This is a genomic window from uncultured Roseobacter sp., from assembly GCF_947499265.1.
Taxonomy (GTDB): domain Bacteria; phylum Pseudomonadota; class Alphaproteobacteria; order Rhodobacterales; family Rhodobacteraceae; genus Roseobacter.
Genome location: NZ_CANMNK010000012.1, coordinates 1 through 20,658 on the forward strand (window position 1 = coordinate 1; position 20,658 = coordinate 20,658).

At 61.3% G+C, this 20,658-nt stretch carries 18 protein-coding genes; 9 read left to right on the forward strand and 9 right to left on the reverse strand.

The window, feature by feature from the left end; genetic code table 11:
- Positions 1 to 1,079, forward strand: a 1,079-nt coding sequence (locus Q1A63_RS23595) for an acyltransferase (protein ID WP_299632619.1), incomplete at its 5' end; no start/stop codon positions are given.
- Positions 1,080 to 1,092: 13 nt separating this feature from the next.
- On the opposite strand, the gene Q1A63_RS23600 is transcribed toward Q1A63_RS23595, so the two are convergent.
- From Q1A63_RS23600 to Q1A63_RS23635, 8 genes are all read right to left on the reverse strand, one after another.
- On the reverse strand, positions 1,093 to 2,256 hold the full coding sequence (locus tag Q1A63_RS23600; RefSeq protein ID WP_299632620.1) for a hypothetical protein: 1,164 nt from the start codon (positions 2,254 to 2,256) through the stop codon (positions 1,093 to 1,095).
- Positions 2,253 to 2,990: an SDR family oxidoreductase gene (locus Q1A63_RS23605; protein WP_298976322.1), complete on the reverse strand. Its 738-nt coding sequence runs from the start codon at positions 2,988 to 2,990 to the stop codon at positions 2,253 to 2,255. The genes Q1A63_RS23600 and Q1A63_RS23605 overlap by 4 nt, the downstream gene beginning before the upstream one ends.
- Positions 2,987 to 4,309: an FAD-binding oxidoreductase gene (locus Q1A63_RS23610; RefSeq protein WP_298976321.1), complete on the reverse strand. Its 1,323-nt coding sequence runs from the start codon at positions 4,307 to 4,309 to the stop codon at positions 2,987 to 2,989. Before Q1A63_RS23610 ends, Q1A63_RS23605 begins: the two co-directional genes overlap by 4 nt.
- A complete protein-coding gene (locus Q1A63_RS23615) occupies positions 4,306 to 4,728 on the reverse strand; it encodes a GtrA family protein (RefSeq protein WP_298976320.1) in 423 nt (140 codons plus the stop codon). The genes Q1A63_RS23610 and Q1A63_RS23615 overlap by 4 nt, the downstream gene beginning before the upstream one ends.
- Positions 4,725 to 6,164, reverse strand: coding sequence for a UbiA family prenyltransferase (locus Q1A63_RS23620; RefSeq protein WP_299632621.1), 1,440 nt, complete (start codon positions 6,162 to 6,164; stop codon positions 4,725 to 4,727). The genes Q1A63_RS23615 and Q1A63_RS23620 overlap by 4 nt, the downstream gene beginning before the upstream one ends.
- A gap of 128 nt (positions 6,165 to 6,292) precedes the next feature.
- The gene (locus Q1A63_RS23625) at positions 6,293 to 7,204 is read right to left on the reverse strand and encodes a lysylphosphatidylglycerol synthase domain-containing protein (RefSeq protein ID WP_299632622.1); all 912 of its coding nucleotides are present in this window, start codon (positions 7,202 to 7,204) and stop codon (positions 6,293 to 6,295) included.
- Positions 7,205 to 7,238: 34 nt separating this feature from the next.
- The gene (locus Q1A63_RS23630; protein ID WP_298976314.1) at positions 7,239 to 8,723 is read right to left on the reverse strand and encodes a hypothetical protein; all 1,485 of its coding nucleotides are present in this window, start codon (positions 8,721 to 8,723) and stop codon (positions 7,239 to 7,241) included.
- Between the two features lie 19 nt (positions 8,724 to 8,742).
- Positions 8,743 to 9,762, reverse strand: coding sequence for a glycosyltransferase family 2 protein (locus tag Q1A63_RS23635; RefSeq protein WP_299410258.1), 1,020 nt, complete (start codon positions 9,760 to 9,762; stop codon positions 8,743 to 8,745).
- 364 nt (positions 9,763 to 10,126) lie between these two features.
- On the opposite strand from Q1A63_RS23635, the gene Q1A63_RS23640 reads away from it, so the two are divergent.
- Together Q1A63_RS23640 and Q1A63_RS23645 are read left to right on the forward strand one after the other, a co-directional pair.
- Positions 10,127 to 11,539, forward strand: a complete 1,413-nt coding sequence (locus Q1A63_RS23640) for a mannose-1-phosphate guanylyltransferase/mannose-6-phosphate isomerase (RefSeq protein ID WP_298976310.1) — start codon at positions 10,127 to 10,129, stop codon at positions 11,537 to 11,539.
- An 83-nt stretch (positions 11,540 to 11,622) separates the two neighbouring features.
- A complete protein-coding gene (locus Q1A63_RS23645) occupies positions 11,623 to 12,981 on the forward strand; it encodes an arylsulfotransferase family protein (RefSeq protein ID WP_298976309.1) in 1,359 nt (452 codons plus the stop codon).
- Between the two features lie 12 nt (positions 12,982 to 12,993).
- Here the strand turns inward: Q1A63_RS23645 and Q1A63_RS23650 are convergent, their stop codons facing one another.
- Positions 12,994 to 14,322, reverse strand: coding sequence for a UDP-glucose/GDP-mannose dehydrogenase family protein (locus tag Q1A63_RS23650; RefSeq protein WP_298976307.1), 1,329 nt, complete (start codon positions 14,320 to 14,322; stop codon positions 12,994 to 12,996).
- 165 nt (positions 14,323 to 14,487) lie between these two features.
- Between Q1A63_RS23650 and rfbC the strand changes: the two genes are divergently transcribed.
- The 6 genes from rfbC (at position 14,488) to Q1A63_RS23680 (ending at position 20,525) form a co-directional block, all read left to right on the forward strand.
- Positions 14,488 to 15,051 carry a dTDP-4-dehydrorhamnose 3,5-epimerase gene (gene rfbC / locus Q1A63_RS23655; RefSeq protein ID WP_298976379.1) on the forward strand — a complete coding sequence of 188 codons (564 nt, stop codon included), beginning with the start codon at positions 14,488 to 14,490 and terminating at the stop codon, positions 15,049 to 15,051.
- A gap of 4 nt (positions 15,052 to 15,055) precedes the next feature.
- Entirely contained in the window at positions 15,056 to 16,096 is a 1,041-nt protein-coding gene (gene rfbB, locus Q1A63_RS23660) for a dTDP-glucose 4,6-dehydratase (protein ID WP_298976305.1), read from the forward strand.
- Entirely contained in the window at positions 16,093 to 16,941 is an 849-nt protein-coding gene (gene rfbD / locus Q1A63_RS23665) for a dTDP-4-dehydrorhamnose reductase (protein WP_299632623.1), read from the forward strand. The genes rfbB and rfbD overlap by 4 nt, the downstream gene beginning before the upstream one ends.
- A gap of 13 nt (positions 16,942 to 16,954) precedes the next feature.
- Entirely contained in the window at positions 16,955 to 17,821 is an 867-nt protein-coding gene (gene rfbA / locus Q1A63_RS23670) for a glucose-1-phosphate thymidylyltransferase RfbA (RefSeq protein ID WP_299632624.1), read from the forward strand.
- A 28-nt stretch (positions 17,822 to 17,849) separates the two neighbouring features.
- Entirely contained in the window at positions 17,850 to 19,229 is a 1,380-nt protein-coding gene (locus tag Q1A63_RS23675) for a phosphomannomutase (protein WP_299632625.1), read from the forward strand.
- A gap of 243 nt (positions 19,230 to 19,472) precedes the next feature.
- Entirely contained in the window at positions 19,473 to 20,525 is a 1,053-nt protein-coding gene (locus Q1A63_RS23680; protein WP_298976299.1) for an adenine phosphoribosyltransferase, read from the forward strand.
- Positions 20,526 to 20,658 lie beyond the last annotated feature (133 nt).

Consider the following 20,658-nt stretch of genomic DNA (forward strand, 5'->3'; position numbering starts at 1 on the left):
CCTTATTAAAGAGCTTTATTCTTTTCATGTTCGGTCTTTTTAGAACCTATCTGGCCCTCTGGGTGGTCGCCTCGCATATCATTGCTCTGCCCTTTGTCGGCCATTACGCGGTGCATGGGTTTTTCATCCTGTCGGGTTACCTGATGGCACTGGTGATGAACGGCGTTTACGGCTATTCGCCGCAGGGCACGGCCACCTTTGCACTGAACCGGATCCTGCGGCTCTTCCCCTCCTATTGGGTGGTGCTGATCCTGACCGTGGGGGTGGTGCTGATCCTCGGAGAAGAGGTCACAAGCACCTACCGCCCCGCGATCTTCCTGCCCACAACCGCGGCGGAATGGCTGCAGAACATCACCATGATCTTTGCCAGCTGGATCCCGCTGAGCGTCCAGCCCCGGCTGGCCCCCGCCACATGGGCGCTGACGATCGAGCTGTTTTATTACGCGCTCATCGGTCTGGGGCTCTTTCGCTGGCGCCACCTGACCTGGGCCGTGTTCATCCTCAGCCTGGGCTATCACATCACCACCATTGCGCTGGAGCTGCGCTATGGCACCCGATACGCCTTTATCGTGGCAGGGGCCTTGCCGTTTTCCATCGGTGGGCTGATCTATCACTACCGGTTCTGGTTTGAGCAGCGCAGCCCGGACATTCGGCTGACCTATCTGCTGTTCATCCCGCTCTTTGCGCTGCTGCCCGCCATTGCCTCCTGGCTGCGCCAACAGGGGATCGATTACCCCGCCTCGGGCATGTTCTATGTGAATATGGCGCTGAATGCCGTGGCCGTGGGCTGGCTGGCCAAACCCAGCCAGCGGTTCGACAGCCCAGCGGACCGCTTCATCGGCGATTTCAGCTATCACATCTATATCGCCCATTGGACGGCGGCGTTGATTGCGGCGCATTATATTGTCGGCGTGGCCCGCCCCAACACCACGCTGGAGGGGGGCATTGTCTTTGTCCTGGCGGTTCTGATCTGCGCCGGGCTTAGCCTGGTGTTGCGCAGATATGTCGATGCGCCGGTGGAACAGCTGCGCACGGCCGCCAAACGGCGGCGGGCGGCACCCGGTCTGGATCAGGCCTGAAGCTGCAGGCGGCTTACGTCAGGATGCGTTTCACGATCCCGCCGAGCTGCAGGCCGAGGATATGGTGGGGCGACCACACAAAGCTCAGGCAGACAAAGGTCAGCAGCACCACAGGGTTGACCGGTCGGACCATCCTGATGCGCCCCTGCAGCGCCAGCGCAAAGATCACCACCGTGAAGAGGGTGATGTAGATGCAGAGCCAGCGCCCCCAGTCGTGAGCCACAAAAAACAGCGGCAGCACCGGCAGCAGGCAGGCCGCCAGCACGCCATAAAGCAGCCGCGCCCGGTCATGCAGCGACACCAGATAGACCAGCGGCGCCACCACCAGCGTGGCCGCAACGGCAAAACTCAGCGCGGCACCGGGGGCGGTCAGGCGCCGGATCAGCTCGGCACGCGCATGGGCGCTATCATAGGTCAGCCAGCGGATGGAGCCGCTGCAGATGTTACTGCCCAGACCGCGCTCCAACAGCGGATCGCAGACAGCGGCCCGGTCGCTGATCTGCGCCTGGCTCATCGCATAGAGGAGGGCCGCCGCGGTGAGAGCGAAGAACACCGCCGCCGCCGCCCAGAGCACCCGCGAGCGCAGATCGGGGCGCAGGGTGATCACGAAAAGGGCGGCCAGAACCGGAGCCATAAAGGTGTTTACCTCATGCCCGATGCAGGCAATGGCAAAGAGCAGCAGGGAAAATGCCACCACCAGCCCCCGAAAGGCCTTTGGCAACAGCGGGATCAGCAGCAGCACGCAGATGCTGGCCAGCCCGATCATTTCCTTGCGCAGGCTGCCCGTTGGGCTGGAGGCCCAGAACACGATAAAGAACCCCGGGGAGGTCAGCAGCAGCGCATAGGCCGGGATGCGCAGCCGCCAGAACGCCAGCAGCACCGGCAGCGTCATGACAATCATCAGGCTCAGCTGCAGGATCACTGTCACCGTGAGCGGACCCAGCCCCGTCCAGTCCCCGATGTGGATGATCACGGAGCCCAGAGGCCCGCGCCTGACCGGTCCGTTGATCGAATTGATCAGCCAGTCGCCCTGGATGAACGGGTGCCCGCCCGCCAGATAGGCATTGTAGTGATACCAGAAGCCCATGAGCAGGCTGAGGGCGGCAATGGCGAAGGCCAGCAGCCAGATATATCTTTCCAACCGGCTCTCCCGGGGAAGGGCCATGCTGTCGCTCATATCTTCATGCCTTTGAAGATCCGTTCCGGGATATTGCAGATGATCGTCATGATCCCCCACCAGATCTTGCGCACATAGATGATGTTGCGGCCCTTGCGCAGGGCGGCCTCGATCGCATCCGCGACTTCCTCCGGTTCGGCGGTCAGTTTTTCGGGCAGCTCCAGGTCTTCGGTCATGCGGGTGGCGACAAAGCCCGGCAGCACGGTCAGCACATGCACGCCTTCGCCTGCCAGCCGGTTGCGCAGGCCCGACAGATAGGCGGTGAACCCCGCCTTGGCCGAGCCATAGATATAATTGGTCGCACGCCCACGCAGCCCCGCGACCGAACTGATGCCCACCAGCGCGCCCGAGCCGCGGGCAGCAAAGCGATTGGCCAGATGGCCAAAGATGCTGGCCGGGCCTTCGTAGTTGGAGCGCATGACGCGCACCGCCCGTTCCATATCGGCCTCGTTCTCGGACTGCTCGCCCATCAGGCCCACGGCGCAGACGGCGATGCGCGGCAGCTCCGGCAGCGCATCGATGAAGCCCGCGTGGCTTTCCAGCGCCAGCGCGTCAAACGCATGGGTCGTGACCTCGACGTTATGGCGCAGGGCCATATCGGTCCTGGTGGCCTCCAACCCTGCGGCATCGCGCGCGGCCAACTGGACCGGATGGCCCAGACCGGCAAAGCGATGCGCCACGGCAAGGCCAATGTCGGAGGTGGCCCCGAGGATCAGAACAGCGCCTTTGCTCATAGGGATAGCCTTTCAGATTGTTTGGAGTGAAACCGCGCGGGCAGCCCGCCTGCGGCGCGCATCGCTTCGAAATCGGAAACCCGAGTGTCGGAGCTGCGCAGGGTCTGCGCACTCATGCGGCTGTCCTTGGCGAGGTAAAACCGCCCCTGATGCGCCAGCGTGATCGCATCAAGCCGCTCCATCAGCTGCAGCGTGGTGCGGTTGACCGGGAAATCCAGCGCCAGCGTATAGCCCGCCATCGGGAAGGAAAAACGGCTCTCCTGCGCCCCGAACCGTTTCAGCACGGCCAGAAACGACCCGGCGCCGGCGGCGGATGTCGCCTCCAGCAGCGCCTTGAGACCCTCCGCGGATGTCTCCAGCGGCAGCGCGCATTGAAACTGCATGAAGCCGCGGCGGCCATAGATCCGGTTCCAGCCCAGGATCGCATCGAGCGGGTAGAAATAACTGTCCCAATCCACCAGCGTGGTGCCCGCCTTGCGCGTGCCGTTCCAGTAATAGAGCCTGTTAAAGGCCCGCACGGTGAACCGGTTGAGCGCGAGGCCCGGTGCGTCAAAGGGGATGGTGCGTTTGGATTTTACAGGCACCTCGAAGGGGCGCTTCTTGCGGCTCTTTTTCAGATCATCGCCCGCCGCATGTTCACCCAGCATCAAGAGCGAGCGGCCCAGCTGATCGCCCTTGCTCAGACAGTCAATCCAGGCGACGGAATAGGTGGCCTCATCTGCGGCCTCAAAAGCCTCGATCGCCGCCTCGAGATTGGGCAGCGCTCGGGTGGTCTGGCGAATCCAGGCGCTTTCCACCGGGCGCAGCCGGATCGCGGCGCGCAGGATCACACCCGTCAGCCCCATGCCGCCGAGGGTCCATTCAAAAAGCTCTTTGTTGCGGCGCGGGGAGCAGCGTTTGATCACGCCGTCCGGGCCCATCAGCTCGATCCAGTCGACAAAGCTGCCGAAACTGCCGTCCTTGTGGTGGTTCTTGCCGTGCACATCGGCCGCAATCATGCCCCCCAGGGTCACGAATTTGGTGCCCGGCGTGACGGGGGGAAACCAGCCGCGCGACAGAAAGGCGGTGATGACATCGCCCAGCAGCACACCCGCCTCGGCCACCAGCACGCCTGTTGCGTCATCGAACGAGATCATATGGCTGAAGTGGCGCATCTGCACCGTGCGTCCCTGGGCCACGGCGCTGTCGCCATAGGCCCGCCCGTTGCCGCGGGCGATCACCGGCCCGTCGGCGAGTTCCGCCTGCAGGGCCTCCGGCGTGCGTGGCCTGCAAAGTGCCGTGGTATGCACAGGGTAGCGCCCCCAGCCCGACAGCTTCATGCGGCGGTCCCCAGATGCGTATCGGTGAAGACAAAGCGGCGGTCGAGCTTGTATTTGACGATATAGCCCACCGCGAGCCCCAGCACCGCGCCGGTCTCGCGCATGAGGTCTGTTTCCCAGATCAGCCAGAAGGCGGTTTCGGTGCCCCAGAAGATCGCGGTCGTGATCACGCCCATGACGGTATAGAGGGTGAATTTCTGACCATGCGCCTTCAGCCCGGTGGAGGTGTCGGCAAAGATCCAGCGCTTGTCGAGCGCGTATTTGATCACCAGCCCCACCAGCGTTCCGGCAAAAACGGCGAGCGCAAAGCCAAGGGCGGAGGCATCCCAGGCCAGCACCACGCGCTGCACGCCCAAATTGGCAATGGTGGCGATGACCGCAAAGGCGGCATAGCGCAGAACCAGCGTTTGCAGGCTCACAGCAGGGCCCCGCCGATGGCGCACCCGGCCATGACGACCACGCAGACCTGGCTGATCCGGTCCTTGGCGGCAAAGACCACCGGGTCGTCATGCATATAGCCGCGGTGGGTCAGCATCACCATCCGCGACAGCCAGTAGAGCAGGATGCAGCAGATGCCGCTGAGGGCAATCGGGCTGGAATAGAGCTGCATCACGTCCGGCGACTGCACGTAAAGCGCCATCACCAGCACCGAGACATAGCCCGAGGCGATGCCCATCATCGACACCATCGGCAGATCATCGACATGATAGCCGCGCCCCGAGGCGCTCAGCTTGCCGCTGGCGGCACTGTCCACCAGCTCCGCCTGCCGCTTGACCGTGGCCAGCGAGAAGAAAAAGAAGATCGAAAAGGCCAGCAGCCACATCGACAGCTGAATACCAGTGGCCGCCCCCCCGGCGATGATGCGCAGGGTATAAAGCCCTGCCAGCGTGCAGATGTCGATGATCACCCGGCGCTTGAGCGTCAGCGAATAGGCGGTGGTGGTGATGTAATAGACCACCATGATCCCCAGGAACGTGGGGTTGAGAAAGAGCGACAGCACCGCGCCCAGCGTGATCAGCGCGGCGAACATCAGCCCGCCATGGGCAATCGGGATGGTCCCGGCGGCAAAGGGGCGCAGGCATTTGCGCGGATGCGCCCGGTCGGCCTTGAGATCGAGCAGGTCGTTCAGCACATAGACGCTGGAGGCCACAACAGAGAAGATGATGAAGGCCAGGATGCTTTGTAAAAAGGTTATCGCGCCCAGTTGATGACCCGCCAGCATCGGCAGAAACACCAGCACGTTCTTGAGCCATTGATGCGGGCGCAGCGCCTTGATGTAGGGTTTGGCCGAGGCGGTGACCGTGCTGAGATGCTCCACCTCGCCGTCCATCGCATCGACCTGTTTTTGCAAAGCGGGCGGCGCGTTGACGGTGATCGCCCGCGCAGCCCCTTTCCAGACCGGCAGGTCGGCATCCGTGTCGCCCATATAGGCATAGCCGCGCGGCCCGAAGGTCTCTGTGAGGAAGGCGGCCTTGTTCGGCCCTTTGAGATTATGCGCCGCATCCGAGCCATGCACCGCGTCGAAAATATCCAGATGCGCCGCGATACGGTCCGCCAGATCCTGATTGCTGGCGGTGACCAGCGCGGCCTTGCCCCCCTTGTCGCGCCAGGCGCGGACATAGTCGATGACGCCCGTGTCATAGGGCAGGGTGGTCACATCGATATCGGCGGCCTCAGCCAGATGGCTTTTCAGCGCCGCGCGCCCCTCAGAGAGGTTTTTGACGGCGGCAAAGGGCGTGCGCCAGTCGCGGCTAAAGGCCGACCAGAAGCTTTCATGCAGCATATCAGAGCGCAGCAATGTGCCATCCAGATCGACCGCAAGCATCGGGTGATGTTCCACTGTGTCCTGTAACATGACCTTCAACATTCAAATAACGCCGCACTACGCAGCGGCAGGGGGGAGATACAACGCTTTACCGGGTCTTTCAAAATTATTGTGGCAGTCGCGTGACGATCCGCCGATCGTCGGCGGGATTTGCTGCTTCACGCAGCGGTTGGGCGTAAAAGCACTTGTCCTGAGACGTAACAGAAGAAATCACCGCTCACGGTGACGATGCGGAAAATCAGGACAGACAGCAGCAGGGTGCTGTCCGGCGCCACCCCTTCCAGCAGCAACAGGATCGTCGCCTCGCGCGTGCCGATGCCGCCGGGTGAGCCCGGGGTGAGATAGCCCACCAGCCAGGCGATGATGGTGGCGGGGATCACCGCAAAGGAGGGGTTGGGGATCATGAAATAGAGGATTGCCCAGAGATTGAGCCCGAGAATACCCATGAAGAGGCAGGCAATCAGCACCACCAGGCAGAGCCGGCGCCCGTGGGAGATCCAGGGCAGGTGCGCGGGGATCACGAAAACGGCAAGCCCCGCCAGAACGCCCGCGCCCAGCACGAAGGGGGCGGCAAAATTGGCCAGCGGCGCAAACCAGATCGCCGGATCCAGCGGCATCAGGGTAACAAAGAGCGAGGCGGTCAGCACGGCGGCCAGCGGCATGGACAAAAGCTCCATCAGCGTGGCCAGCCCCAGCGCCTTATCGCTCAGCCCCTTGCCGCGCAGCACCAGATAGCGCCCGATCAGATGGGCGACATTGCCGGGGATATATTTGGCGATTTGCGTGCTGGTGTAGGAAAAGAGCCCCAGCCGCACCGGCATGGCCCCACCGCTGAGCTTGTCGAGGATGATCTGCCAGTTGCCCGCCAGCATATAGAGCGAGGCGCCATAGAGCATCGACTGCACCAGGGTTCGCGTCAGATCGAGCGCGGTGGGCTGCCACTGGCTCAGCGCGGGCCATTGCCGGCGCACCTCCCAGGCGATGAAGGCCAGGGCGGCCAGCGTCAGCGCCCGCCCGATCCATTTCACAACCCCGCTGCTGCGGGATTTTGCCGTCTCTGAGGTTTGCATCAGCGGCATCCCCACGAGGATGCCCAGGTGCCGGTCACAGCGCACATATCGTAGCAAGCCGCTCTGAAGGCAGGCCCTTCTCGGCAACGCGCTCGGCGCATTCCTCATAGGTCCAGACCTGCCCGAAGGTTCGCTGATATCCGTTATTATAGGTGCGCGCGGAAATCAGGCTTATGTAGAGCCCAAAGACCAATGCGGCGCATCCGAGCAGGAAAAACTTTCTGGGGGTGCTCTTGTCCATCAGGCTGCGACAGGCCGCCGGCAGCGAAAAGATCGCCAGCGCCATCAGAAAGGGCCACATGTCAAAGGAATATCGCAGGCTGATCGTGCCGTAGCTAAGCGTCACCACCGCCGGGACGGCTGTGGTCCCCAGGAGCGCCACGCCCCCCGGTGTGAAAATGCCTGTGCGCCTGAAACCCAAAAGCACCAGCGCAAACCAGCCGGTCCAGAGGTAGAAGGCGCCTGCTGTCGGCATGTAGATCCGGATGAAGCCGAGCATGGGTGTGGTGACCTTGCGGTAGGCAATCAGGGCCTTGCGGTAGGGCGCCTTGCTTTTCAGCACCCGCCGTGGCGGAGCAAAGGTATACATCGCCAGATTGGGCAGGATGCGTTTGGCGTTGAACCGCCCGTGTTCGATGAAGGCGCTGGCCCGCGGGCTGTCACGCTCCTCAAAGCCCCAAAAAACCGGGCCATATTGCACCCCGGTGTCCTCATAGGTGCCATGCACCTTGCCAGCGCTGCCGAACTTGACACTGTTGAGCACCATGAAGCCGGCCAGCGAGCCCACCATGATGGTGCCGGACACCGCGATGGGAATCAGCATCTTCATCCGGTCCCGCCCGATAAGCGCCACAAGGCAGAGAAATCCCGTCCCCAGCAGCAAGCCCAGAGCGAGGTTGGGCCGTGCATGTACGGTCATCGCCGCACAGATCCCCATCGGAATCAGGATTTTGGACAGCGGGGCATCGAAGAAGTGATAGCGCACCATGCAAAAGACGCAGATCGCCGCCATCGCATAGCTCAGCGCGATGGGCTCATGATAGAAGGGGACCGCCACCACCATCAACAGCGTGGGCGCGGTGACCCAGACCATGAACGAGAGCACCCCGAACCAGACCATCCGATTGAACGATTCCTCGGGCCAGTAGCGGGCCGCGACCTGATGAAAGGACAGATGATAGAAGACCGCGCCCAGCGTGCACCAGAACCAGATCGACGCCCCCGAGATCGCCGGGTTGTTGAGATCCATGAAAGGCGCCACGATCAGCCGGGTCAGGATCGGGGCGATCCCGTGATAGGAAACCGCCGTGCCGTCGGGCGCATAATGGCCTTCGTAGCCGATGATCCGTACCGGCATCTCCAACGTGCCGTTCAGAATACCGATCGCCTGGTAATTATAGATGTCCATGCCCCAATAGGGCGTGTCTTTCCACGGCATCATAATGTCGAGCGCGAGGAGCAGATAGACGAGGGTGCTCACAACGGCGATCATCACAGCCACCAGGGTTGTTGGGGACACCCTTTCGGAGGGCAGTATATTACTTTCTTCCAGCACTGGCGGTCTTCTTCTGCGGCGCTTCAACGAAGGGGGGTTCTGCGGCGTCTGACAGCGCCATCTGCTGATCGATCTCCAGGTGGCGGACCCGGCGCAGCGTGGCCTCGATGAGGCGACGGTTGGTAGCGATGGTATCGCTGAGCAGGGCCAGCACCAGCGTCAGATACCCCGCCAGCAGGAACATGCTGCCGAGGATCAACGACTGAATGTTGCCGCCGCCTTCGCCGATGAAATAGAAATACAGGAACCGGATGATCGGCACGATCCCGATCACGATCATGACCGCCCCCAGGGTGGAGAACGCATTGAGCGAGCGGTACATCACATAGCTGCGCAGAATCGTCAGCGCCTGCTTCTTGATGAAGGAGGACATCGAGCTGAAGAGCCGCGACGGCCGGGTCTTGCTGTTGGTGCCCACCGGCACCGAGACAATTGTCAGGCCCATCTGGCCCGCGTGGATCAGCGTCTCCGTGGTGTAGCTGAAGGTGGTCATCACGTTGATCGAAAACGCCGCCTCGCGGGAATAGGCGCGAAACCCCGAGACCGCATCCGTGACCTCGATGCCCGCCATGCGCTGCACCACCGAGCTGCCCACCGCCTGCAGGCGCCGCTTGAGCGCGGAGAATTCCATATTGCTGGCGGTATCGCGGTCGCCCAGCACGATATCGGCGCGGTCCTCCACGATCGGCTTCACCAGATCGGGGATGGAATTACCGTCATACTGGTTGTCGCCATCGGTGTTGACGATGATATCGGCGCCCCGCAGCAGCGCATGTTCGATGCCCTTCTGGAAACTGCGCGCCAATCCCTTGTTGGTCTTGTTGCGCACGATATAGGTGACCCCAAGTTCTTGCGCGACAGCGACCGTATGATCGGTCGACCCATCGTCGATGATCTGGGTTTCGATGATATCGATGCCGGGGATTGTGGTGGGCAGGTCCCGCAGGACCGCAGGCAGGGTTTCTTCCTCATTGAGGCAGGGGATTTGGATAATAAGCTTCATTTGACCAACTTGCGACTATCGTTATGCGTTACAACATTAATACCCGGGAACGCACGGCTTTATGACGCTGCAGCGCAGAGATGCACATTTTTTACCCCTGAATGGACAACGTCACCGCCCGGTTTCCCCCTATACCATCAGGGTTTTTCCCACCAGCATGCAATCTGTTTGCAGTTGCAGCACGATTTCAGGCGTCTTTTTGCTGTGATATTTTCGCATCAATTCCCTGCGCCCGATCCGGCCCGCATGCAGAGGCGGGGCAGGATCATGCTTTTGGCGCGTCAGACCTTATTGTCGCCTGCATGTCGTCGGAGTATGTGCATGAGGAGTGCAAGCCACAGATCCAAGGTGCAGGGAGACGCGTGTGATACATCCGGTTATTCTTTGTGGGGGCTCCGGAACACGTCTGTGGCCCTCCTCGCGCAAAGCCTTTCCCAAGCAGTTCAGCAACCTGATCGGCGAAGACACGCTGTTTCAGACCACCTGCAAGCGCCTGAGCGGGCCCGATTTCGCCGCACCATTGATCATGACCAACGCCGATTTCCGGTTCATCGCGATGGAGCAATGCGCCGACATTGGCCTGACAGACGCCCGCGTGGTGATCGAGCCGGCCCTGCGCAATACCGCGCCCGCCATCCTCTGTGCCGCGCTGCTGCTGGAGGCGGACCCCGAGGCGATGATGCTGGTCGCGCCCTCCGATCACATCATGAGCGGGATCGACGCCTTCCATGCGGCCATTCAGGCGGGGGCAAAAGCCGCCGCTGAGGGCCATCTGGTGACCTTCGGCATCACGCCCGACCGGCCGGAAACAGCCTATGGCTACCTTGAACTGGCGGAGACAGCCGCAGGCGACACGCCGGTCAAGCTTGCCAGTTTCACCGAAAAACCCAATGCAGAGACGGCACAGGCCTTCATGGCCAGCGGGCGGCACCTGTGGAATGCCGGGCTTTTCCTGTGGCGCGTGCGCGACATCATCGCCGCTTTTGAGGCCCATGCACCGGATATGATCGCGCCCTGCCGCGCGGCCATCGAGACCGGGGCGGAGGATCTGGGCTTCATGCGGCTGGGAGAAGAGGCCTTTGCCGCGGTGCGCGCCGATTCCATCGATTACGCAGTGATGGAGCAGGCCGAAAACGTCATGGCCGTGCCTTTGAGCAGCGGCTGGTCCGATCTGGGCAGCTGGGATGCGCTCTGGGCCGCTTCGGATCCTGATGACGCGGGCCTCGTGCAACAGGGGCCGACCACAGCGCTGGAGTGCGAAAACACCTTCCTGCGCTCGGAGGATGACAATCTGCATCTGGTGGGCGTGGGGCTGAAGAACATCGTCGCCGTGGCCATGCGCGATGCGGTGCTGGTGGCCGATATGAACGCCTCGCAGCAGGTCAAAAACGCGGTCACCCTGCTGAAAGCGGCGAAAGTCGAACAGGCCACCGATTATCCGCGCTTCTACCGGCCCTGGGGTTGGTACGAGACGCTCTGCCTCGGATCCCGCTTTCAGGTCAAACGCATCATGGTCAAACCGGGCGGGGTGCTGTCCCTGCAAAGCCACGTGCACCGGTCCGAGCACTGGATCGTGGTCGCGGGCACCGCCAAGGTCACCGTGGGGGAAAACGAACAGCTGCTGACCGAAAACCAATCCGTCTATATCCCGCTGGGCGCCGTGCACCGCATGGCCAACCCCGGGCAGGTGCCAATGTATCTGATCGAAGTGCAGACCGGCGCCTATCTGGGGGAGGACGACATCGTGCGCTACGAGGATATTTATGACCGCAGCTGATCTGGACAGTTTTCCAATCAGCCCCACATCCCCGACATATCGCGCCCAGGAAGATCACACGTCCAGAAGGACCAGCAGAATCTATGTTCAAAAACCCCGAGAAACTGATCTTCGCCTTCTCATGTGTGGTCCTGCTGGTCGGGGCCGCCTTCATCTTCGGGGCTTATTCAGGGCAGCGGGAAAACGCCGCCTTCCTTGCGCTGCGCGATCTGAGGAACACGGCCGATACGCTGCTGACCGAACGCGGTGATGACCCGGTTCATTTCCTGCAGCCCGCCCGGCATCAGGGCAGCGGGGTCATCACGAATACCCGACCGGACGACGGCATGCTGATCTTTGTGTCGGGCTTTTTCGACGGCGGCAATGAGATGCGCCTGATGCAGCGCGACGGCACGGTTGTGGCCAGATGGCCGGTGCGGTTTTCAGAGCATTTCCCCGATCCGTCGTTTCTGCCGCAGCCGCCGCAAAGCGACTGGAATGTCGACCTCCATGGCGCGCTCGTCAATCCGGATGGGTCGGTTGTGTTCAACTATGAATATAGCGGCAGCGTGAAGCTGTCGCCCTGCGGCGATGTGCTCTGGACCCTTGATCACCCGACGCATCATTCGGTGGAAACCGCCGAAAGCGGCGGATATTGGATCCCGGGCCGGAGCTTTCTGCGGCCAAAGGCGCGCGACACGCTGTTTCCACATCTCATGCGCATGCGCGGCAGGGGAATGGTCGAAGATGATCTGATTCTGAAAGTCTCCGAAGACGGCGAAATTCTGCTGGAGAAATCCGTCAGCGCGCTGCTGTTCGAAAACGGGCTTGAACCTCTCATGACGGCGACGGGCGAGTCCATCATGAGCAACAAGACCTGGGACCGCGAACTTGTTCATCTCAACAAGATCGGGGAACTACCGAGCAACATCGCCGATGCCTTTGTCGGTTTCGATGCGGGGGACCTGGTTCTGTCGCTGCGGAAATACAATCTCGTCCTGATGGTCGACCCCAATTCCTGGCGGGTGAAATGGCACCAGACCGGCCCCTGGCGCCGGCAGCATGACCCTGAGTTCAATGCCGACGGCACGCTGACCGTGTTCAACAACAACACCTACCGCACCAGCACGCTTGGCGGCAGCAGCGACAAGGTCGACCCCAAGGCACCGCTGGTCAGCAATATTATCAAAACCGATCCCGCGGCGGGCACCAATATCGTTGTCTACGGCACGCGCGCGGGCGAGACCTTCGGGACCGTGGTGCGCGGCAAACACGAGATCACCCCCGAAGGCGGCTATCTGGTGACCGAATTCGAAGCCGGGCGTATCTTTGAAACCAACGCGGCGGGGAAGATCACCTGGGAATACCTCAACCGCTATGATGCGGACCGGGTGGCGGAGGTGACCGAAGCCCGGATGTATCCGCGCACATATTTCACACGCGCGGAATGGTCCTGCCCGTAAGCGGCAGCGCTGTCAGTCGGATGCGAGCTGATAATCCGACCGCCCGATCGAGGTATAGGCGGTAAACCCTGCGGCCTTGGCATCGTCGGGGGAATAGATATTGCGCAGATCGGCCATCACCGGCGTGGTCATATCCTCTGCGATCCGCGCCAGATCGAGCGCGCGGAACTCATTCCATTCGGTCAGCAGCACCACCGCATCCGCATCCTTGGTCGCCTCATAGACATCTTCTGTCCAGACAACCCCCGGCAACAGCGCTTCGCCCTCGCGGAACCCCTGCGGGTCCACCACCCGCACCTTGGCCCCATTGCCCACAAGTGTGGGGACGATGGTCAGCGACGGCGCGTCGCGCATGTCGTCGGTGTTGGGCTTGAAGGTCACCCCCAGCACCGCCACGGTCTTGCCGTTGACCGAGCCGCCGCAGAGGTCGAAAACCTTCTCTACCATGCGGCGTTTGACCTCTTCGTTGACCTTGATCACCGTCTCGGTCAATTGCATCGGTACCGCGTAGTCCTGTCCGATCCGAGCAAGAGCAGAGGTGTCCTTGGGAAAACAGCTGCCGCCATAGCCGGGGCCTGCGTGCAGGAATTTATTGCCGATGCGCCCGTCCATGCCCATGCCCTTGGAGACCATCTTCACATCCGCGCCGGTGCGTTCGCACAGGCTTGCGATCTCGTTGATGAAGGTGATCTTGGTCGCCAGAAACGCATTGGCGGCGTATTTGATCATCTCGGCACTTTCCAGATCGGTGGTCATGATCGGAAAATCGCGCAGGTAGAGGGGCCGGTAGATCGCCTGCATGACCTCTGCGGCGCGTTCGCTCTCGACCCCCACCACAATCCGGTCCGGACGCATGAAATCGTCGATCGCCGCCCCTTCACGCAGGAATTCGGGGTTCGAGGCCACGTCGAAATCGGCCTGTGGATTGGCCGCGGCAATGGTCTCGGCCACTTTGCGGTTGGTGCCCACAGGCACGGTGGATTTCGTCACCACCACCGCATAGCCGGTGAGCGCCTGGGCAATCTCCGTGGCCGCCGCCATCACGTAAGTGAGATCCGCATGGCCGTCGCCGCGCCGCGTTGGCGTGCCCACCGCGATGAACACCGCATCCGCACCATCCACCGCAACCGACAGATCGCCGGAGAAGGACAGACGCCCCGCAGCCACATTCTTGGCCATCAGGTCGTCGAGCCCGGGCTCGTAGATCGGCACTTCGCCCGCATTCAGCTTGGCCAGCTTGGCAGGATCCTTGTCCACGCAGACAACTTCATGTCCGAAATCAGAGAAACAAACCCCTGACACAAGGCCCACATATCCGGTGCCAATCATCGCAATCTTCATTTACTCGTCTCCTGCAGCACAGATCCGTTTGCGTGATGCGGCAAGTGTCTGGACCTGTCAACACCGGCAGCTTGTCCCGGGGGTACTTTTGCGGGGTTTGTGGGTGACAGCCGCCGGACTGCTTGATAATTGGACCCTGGCCGCAGTTGTGTAAGGGTGCCGGTTTTGCAGATCGAGAAGACAAAGTTGAGCGGTGTTTTTGTCCTGACGCCCAAACGGTTCGGCGATGCGCGCGGTTTTTTCAGCGAAAGCTGGAGCAAGCGCCAGATGGCCGAACAGGGCCTCGACATCGACTGGGTGCAGGACAACCACTCCCTGTCGATGCAGGCGGGCACCGTGCGCGGATTGCATTTCCAATCGCCGCCCCATGCGCAGGCCAAACTGGTGCGCTGTGGGCGCGGCGCTTTCATTGACGTGGTGGTCGATATCCGGCGCGGCTCTCCCACCTATGGTCAGTGGTTTGGCGCAGAATTGAGCTTTGAAAACGGCAAGCAACTGCTGGTGCCCACCGGGTTCCTGCACGGGTTCGCCACCCGGGTGCCCGAGACCGAAATCATCTATAAGTGCTCCGATTACTATGCGCCCGAGTGTGACGGTGCCGTGCGATTTGATTGCCCGCAGATCGGCATTGACTGGGGTTTGGGCGATTTAGAGCCTGTTTTGTCGCAAAAAGACGCCGCCGCTCCCGGATTGGCGGATTTCGACAGCCCTTTTGTTTATGAAGGATAGCCCCATGAAACTGCTTGTGACCGGAGGGGCGGGCTTCATCGGGTCTGCCGTGGTGCGTCAGGCCATCGCGCGCGGGTATGAGGTCGTGAACCTCGATGCGCTGACCTATGCCGCCTGTCTGGAAAATGTGGCTTCTGTCGCGGACAACCCGGCCTATGCCTTTGAGCAGGCCGATATCCGCGACCGTGCTGCCCTGGACCGGATATTTGCCGTCCATAAACCCGATGCGGTGATGCATCTGGCCGCGGAATCCCATGTGGACCGGTCCATCGACGGGCCGGGCGATTTCATCGAAACCAACATCACCGGCACCTATCAGCTGCTGGAAGCGGCGCGCAGTTTCTGGACCGCGCAGGGCAAGCCGGAAGGGTTCCGCTTCCATCACATCTCCACCGATGAAGTGTTTGGCTCGCTCGGCGCAACCGGGCAGTTCACCGAAACCACGCCTTACGATCCGCGCTCGCCCTATTCCGCCTCCAAGGCAGCCTCTGACCATCTGGTGCGTGCCTGGGCCGAAACCTACGGATTGCCGGTGGTGATGACGAATTGCTCCAACAACTACGGGCCTTATCACTTCCCCGAAAAGCTGATCCCTGTGGTGATCCTGAACGCGCTGGCGGGCAAGGACATCCCGGTCTACGGCGCGGGCGAGAACGTGCGCGACTGGCTTTATGTCGAGGACCACGCCGATGCGCTGCTGACCGTGCTGGAAAAAGGCGCTCTGGGGCGCAGCTATAATATCGGCGGTGAGAATGAGGCGAAAAACATCGATATCGTGCGGATGATCTGCCGCATTCTCGAAGAGAAACGCCCCAAAAACAGTCCCTATGAAGACCAGATCCGTTTTGTGACCGACCGCCCGGGCCATGATCTGCGCTATGCGATCGATCCCACCCGGATTGCTACGGAGCTGGGCTGGCGACCTTCGGTGACGCTGGAGGAAGGTCTGGAGAAAACCGTGCAATGGTATCTCGACAATGAGCACTGGTGGCGCGCCTTGCAGACCCGCGCAGGTGTTGGCGACCGATTGGGTGTGAAAGCATGAAGGTGCTCGTCTTTGGCAAGACCGGGCAGGTGGCCACGGAACTGGCGCGCTTTGACGGGGTCACCTGTCTGGGCCGTGATCAGGCGGATCTGACCGATCCCGGGACTTGCGAAGCGATCATTGCCGAAACCGACGCAGATGCGGTGATCAACGCCGCCGCCTACACCGCTGTCGACAAGGCCGAGGACGACCGCGACACCGCGATGATCGTGAACGCCATGGCGCCCACGGCGATGGCGGCTGCCGCTGCCGCGCGCGACCTGCCGTTTGTGCAGATCTCCACCGATTACGTCTTTGCGGGCGGCGGTACGGCGCCGTGGCAGCCGGAGAATGAAACCGGTCCTCTGGGCGTTTATGGGCAAAGCAAGCTTGGCGGTGAGCGCGGCGTGACCGGGGCAGGGGGCAGACATGCGATCCTACGCACCTCCTGGGTGTTTTCCGCCCATGGCAACAACTTTGCCAAGACCATGCTGCGCCTCGGCGCAGAGCGTGACAGCCTGAGCATCGTGGGGGACCAGATCGGCGGGCCGACGCCAGCGCGCGATATCGCCGCCGCCTGCATGACCATGGCACAGGCGCTGAAAGAAGACGCGACCAAAACCGGCACCTATCATTTCAGCGGCGCACCGGACGTGAGCTGGGCCGATTTCGCACGCGAAATCTTTGCGCAAGCGGATCTCACGGTGGACGTAACCGACATCCCGACGGCGGACTATCCCACCCCGGCAACACGCCCGTTGAATTCCAGGCTCGACTGCAGCACAACGGCTGCCACCTTCGGCATCCCGCAACCGGACTGGCGCGCCGGACTGGCCGCGGTTCTAGCGGATCTGAAAAGAGCCTAACAAGGAGATTTCCATGACATCGCGCAAAGGCATCATTCTGGCGGGCGGCTCGGGCACACGGCTCTATCCGATCACGCTGGGGGTCTCCAAGCAGCTCCTGCCGATCTACGACAAGCCGATGATCTATTACCCGCTCTCGGTGCTGATGCTGGCGAATATCCGCGAGATTGCGATGATCACCACACCCGAGGATCAGGCGCAGTTCCAGCGCATGCTGGGGGATGGGTCGCAATGGGGCATCACGCTCACCTATATCGTGCAGCCTTCGCCGGACGGGCTGGCGCAGGCCTTCATTCTGGCGGAGGATTTCCTAGACGGCGCGCCCTCGGCGCTGGTGTTGGGCGATAACATCTTCTTTGGTCAGGGCCTGCCCGCGCTGATGGCCGCCGCCGATGCGCAACCGCAAGGGGCCACTGTGTTCGGCTATCAGGTGGCCGATCCGGAACGCTACGGCGTGGTGGATTTCGATGGCGACGGCATCGTGCGCGGCATCATCGAGAAACCAAAAGTGCCGCCCTCGAACCACGCGGTGACGGGTCTCTATTTCGTCGATGGCACGGCGCCGGCCAAGGCGCGCAGCGTGAAACCGTCGGCCCGCGGCGAGGTGGAGATCACCACCCTGCTGGAGATGTACCTGGCCGAGGAAACCCTGACCGTGCAGCGCATGGGCCGCGGCTATGCCTGGCTCGATACCGGCACCCACGGCAGCCTGCTGGATGCGGGTAATTTCGTGCGCACCATCGAAAAACGCCAGGGCCAGCAGATCGGCAGCCCCGAAGAGATCGCTTTCGAGCTGGGCTGGATCAGCCGCGAAGACCTCAAGCGCGAGGCACAGAAATATGCCAAGAACGACTACGGCACCTATCTGAGCAGTCTCTAACAGGCGCATTTGCAGCGGAGGGCAGCGCATGTCCGTGAAATTCGGCACAAGCGGGTTGCGGGGGCTGGTGACAGCCATGACCCCGGCGCTGATCACCGCCCATGTGCAGGCCTTCCTGGCCGCCTGTGATACGGGCGGCGTGCTCTGCGTCGGGCGCGATCTGCGCCCCTCTTCCCCCCGTATTGCGCAGGATGTGATTGAGGCCGCCCGTACCGTGGGTGTCCGCGTGATTGACTGTGGCGCGGTGCCCACCCCCGCGCTGGCGCTGGCCGCACAGGCCGCGGGCGGCGGCGCGGTGATGGTCACCGGCAGCCATATTCCGGCGGATCGCAACGGGCTGAAGTTCTATGTCCGCTCGGGCGAGATCAGCAAGGCCAATGAGGCCGCGATCCTCTCCCATCTGGACAGGCCCGTACCGGATGGCCCCCTCGGCCCGCTGGAAACGGATGCAAGCGCCAATGACCGCTATATCACCCGGTTCACCGATGCCTTTGGGCCGGGCGCGCTCGCCGGTCAGCGCATCGGGCTTTATGCCCATAGCGCCGTGGGGCGCGACGTGCTGGGCCACATTCTGACAGAGCTCGGCGCCGAAGTGATCGAGCTGGGCCGCTCCGATAGCTTCATCCCCGTGGACACCGAAGCGGTGGATCCAGCCGTGCGCGACCAGATCAAGACCTGGGTGGCGGAGCACGGGTTGCACGCACTGGTTTCCACGGATGGCGATTCAGACCGCCCGCTGCTGGCTGATGAAACCGGGCGCGTGATCCCGGGCGATATTCTGGGCCAGATCACCGCAGAAGCGCTGCAAGCAGAGGTCGTGGCCACGCCGATCTCGTCCAACAGCGGGGTCACGATGAAAGGCTTCAAGGATGTGCGGCTGACGCAGATCGGCTCTCCTTATGTGATTGCGGCGATGCAGGGCGGCGGCCGGGTCGTGGGATATGAGGCCAATGGCGGTTTTCTGCTGGGGTTCGAAGCAATGGGCCCGGCGGGGTCGCTGGCGCCGCTCGTCACCCGTGACTGCACGCTGCCGCTCCTGATGGTGCTATATGCAGGCCGGGACGGGGGCATCGCCGCCCGCGTGGCCCAGGAACCCCCCGTGGTGACCGTCGCCGACCGCTTGCAGAACGTCGAACAGGCCAAAAGCCGCGTACTCTTGGACCGGTGGCAGCAAGACCCCGCTGCGCGGGTTGCATTTCTAGCACCCTTGAACAAGGAAGAAGAGCGCCTGGACCTGACGGACGGGCTGCGCATGATCCTGACAGACGGCGACGTGATCCACGTCCGCCCCTCGGGCAACGCCCCGGAACTCAGGCTCTATATCGAGACAAAAGACACTGAAGCGGCAGCGGCCCTACTGGCGCGGGCGCTGACAAACCTCAGGACTGTGCTGAACAAAAGCCATTGAGACAGACCAAAATCTCGCTATCCACTTGTTTTAGTCTCGTTAGCATTGTGCTAGAGCGCCTCTAGTTTACGGAGTTTGTATCCGCTCAAGACCCTTTTTTGACAATGAAGGTTTGATCATGTTCTCCTCTGATCGCTGCCTGTTGGAACGCACCCGCGGCACAGCAGAGAGCAATTTGCGTCGTCAGTTGTTGGATTTGGTCCGCAACCATTAAACTAGTCTCAGCAATAATGGGAAATTGCCTTGAACAAGAAATCCAGCAGACTGCAGGAACTGACGAGATATGTAGACCGCCATAAACAGGGGATTGAAATTGCGCCTTTCTTCAATCCTGCGGTTCCGAAATCCGATGGATACAACGTGCTTGTCCTGGACATATCAACAACGGCAGAGCTGAGAGAGCGCGCCAAAACCTCGGATCACATTCCAAACGAACGGATCGATGAAATTGAAGACGTCGACATCGTTGGGGACGCCAGCAGTTTAGCAGATTTGCTCAAAGCTGCCCAAATCGATGACGATATCCACTACATCGTCTCGTCTCACAATTTCGAACACCTGCCAAACCCTATAAAATTTCTCCAAGGATGTGCTGATGTGCTGCCTGAGGGCGGCATTGTTTCCATGGCGATACCTGATTACCGCGCTTGTTTTGATCATTTTCGCTTTCCGACCAGACTGTCTGACTGGATGCGCGCGTATCGACAGGACATCGATGCTCCAGATCCCGACACAATCTTTGATTATGTATTGAATAAATCGACCTATCAGGACTCTGAAGGACAGCATAACTCCTGCTCGCTGCAGTTGAGCGACCCTGGCCTTTTTGTTGTGGACCGGCGCATGGGCAAGGCATTTGATTTGTATTCGGAACAATTGCAGCCAGATCCTGTTTATGTAGACGTCCACTGCACCGTCTCATTCGGGGCAACTTTTGAGTTAATGGTAAGAGACTTGGCACAGCTTGGATTGCTGGATCTTGAGGTCATTGACGTCACAGAAACGCACGCACACGAGTATTTCGTACACTTGCGCAAGACCTCCACTGCGGGTGTTGCTGAAGATGAGTATTATCAGCGACGCGACGCGCTGATGAAACAAATTGATCGAGGGCTTGGCCCGCTTGCCTTTGATCAGGTTCGCTCGGGCAGAACGCCGGGCTATTTTGAACGATCAAAGGCGCGGGGGACGCTACGCCAACAAATCGGGGCTATGCTTCTTGGAGAGGACAGGCTTGCAAGGCTCCGAGAACGGAATAGACAACGCCGAACGCGACGCAGGCTGTCGCGAAATTAGAACTCGATGCCGATTTCAACTGTTGTCCTGCACAAGCACCAGCAGAAAAGCATTATCTCAATCAGACATTCAGCTGCGGGTTTTGCTTCACAGGAGGAGTTGAACCCACGTAGCAACCAACGTATGAGCACGT

What these genes read in the sequence shown, in the direction of transcription:
- Q1A63_RS23600 (WP_299632620.1), bottom strand. Translation starts at nt 2,256, where the DNA reads ATGAGCGACAGCATGGCCCTTCCCCGGGAGAGCCGGTTGGAAAGATAT.
- Q1A63_RS23605 (WP_298976322.1), bottom strand. Translation starts at nt 2,990, where the DNA reads ATGAGCAAAGGCGCTGTTCTGATCCTCGGGGCCACCTCCGACATTGGC.
- Q1A63_RS23610 (WP_298976321.1), bottom strand. Translation starts at nt 4,309, where the DNA reads ATGAAGCTGTCGGGCTGGGGGCGCTACCCTGTGCATACCACGGCACTT.
- Q1A63_RS23620 (WP_299632621.1), bottom strand. Translation starts at nt 6,164, where the DNA reads ATGTTACAGGACACAGTGGAACATCACCCGATGCTTGCGGTCGATCTG.
- Q1A63_RS23625 (WP_299632622.1), bottom strand. Translation starts at nt 7,204, where the DNA reads ATGCAAACCTCAGAGACGGCAAAATCCCGCAGCAGCGGGGTTGTGAAA.
- Q1A63_RS23635 (WP_299410258.1), bottom strand. Translation starts at nt 9,762, where the DNA reads ATGAAGCTTATTATCCAAATCCCCTGCCTCAATGAGGAAGAAACCCTG.
- Q1A63_RS23645 (WP_298976309.1), top strand. Translation starts at nt 11,623, where the DNA reads ATGTTCAAAAACCCCGAGAAACTGATCTTCGCCTTCTCATGTGTGGTC.
- Q1A63_RS23650 (WP_298976307.1), bottom strand. Translation starts at nt 14,322, where the DNA reads ATGAAGATTGCGATGATTGGCACCGGATATGTGGGCCTTGTGTCAGGG.
- rfbB (WP_298976305.1), top strand. Translation starts at nt 15,056, where the DNA reads ATGAAACTGCTTGTGACCGGAGGGGCGGGCTTCATCGGGTCTGCCGTG.
- rfbD (WP_299632623.1), top strand. Translation starts at nt 16,093, where the DNA reads ATGAAGGTGCTCGTCTTTGGCAAGACCGGGCAGGTGGCCACGGAACTG.
- rfbA (WP_299632624.1), top strand. Translation starts at nt 16,955, where the DNA reads ATGACATCGCGCAAAGGCATCATTCTGGCGGGCGGCTCGGGCACACGG.
- Q1A63_RS23675 (WP_299632625.1), top strand. Translation starts at nt 17,850, where the DNA reads ATGTCCGTGAAATTCGGCACAAGCGGGTTGCGGGGGCTGGTGACAGCC.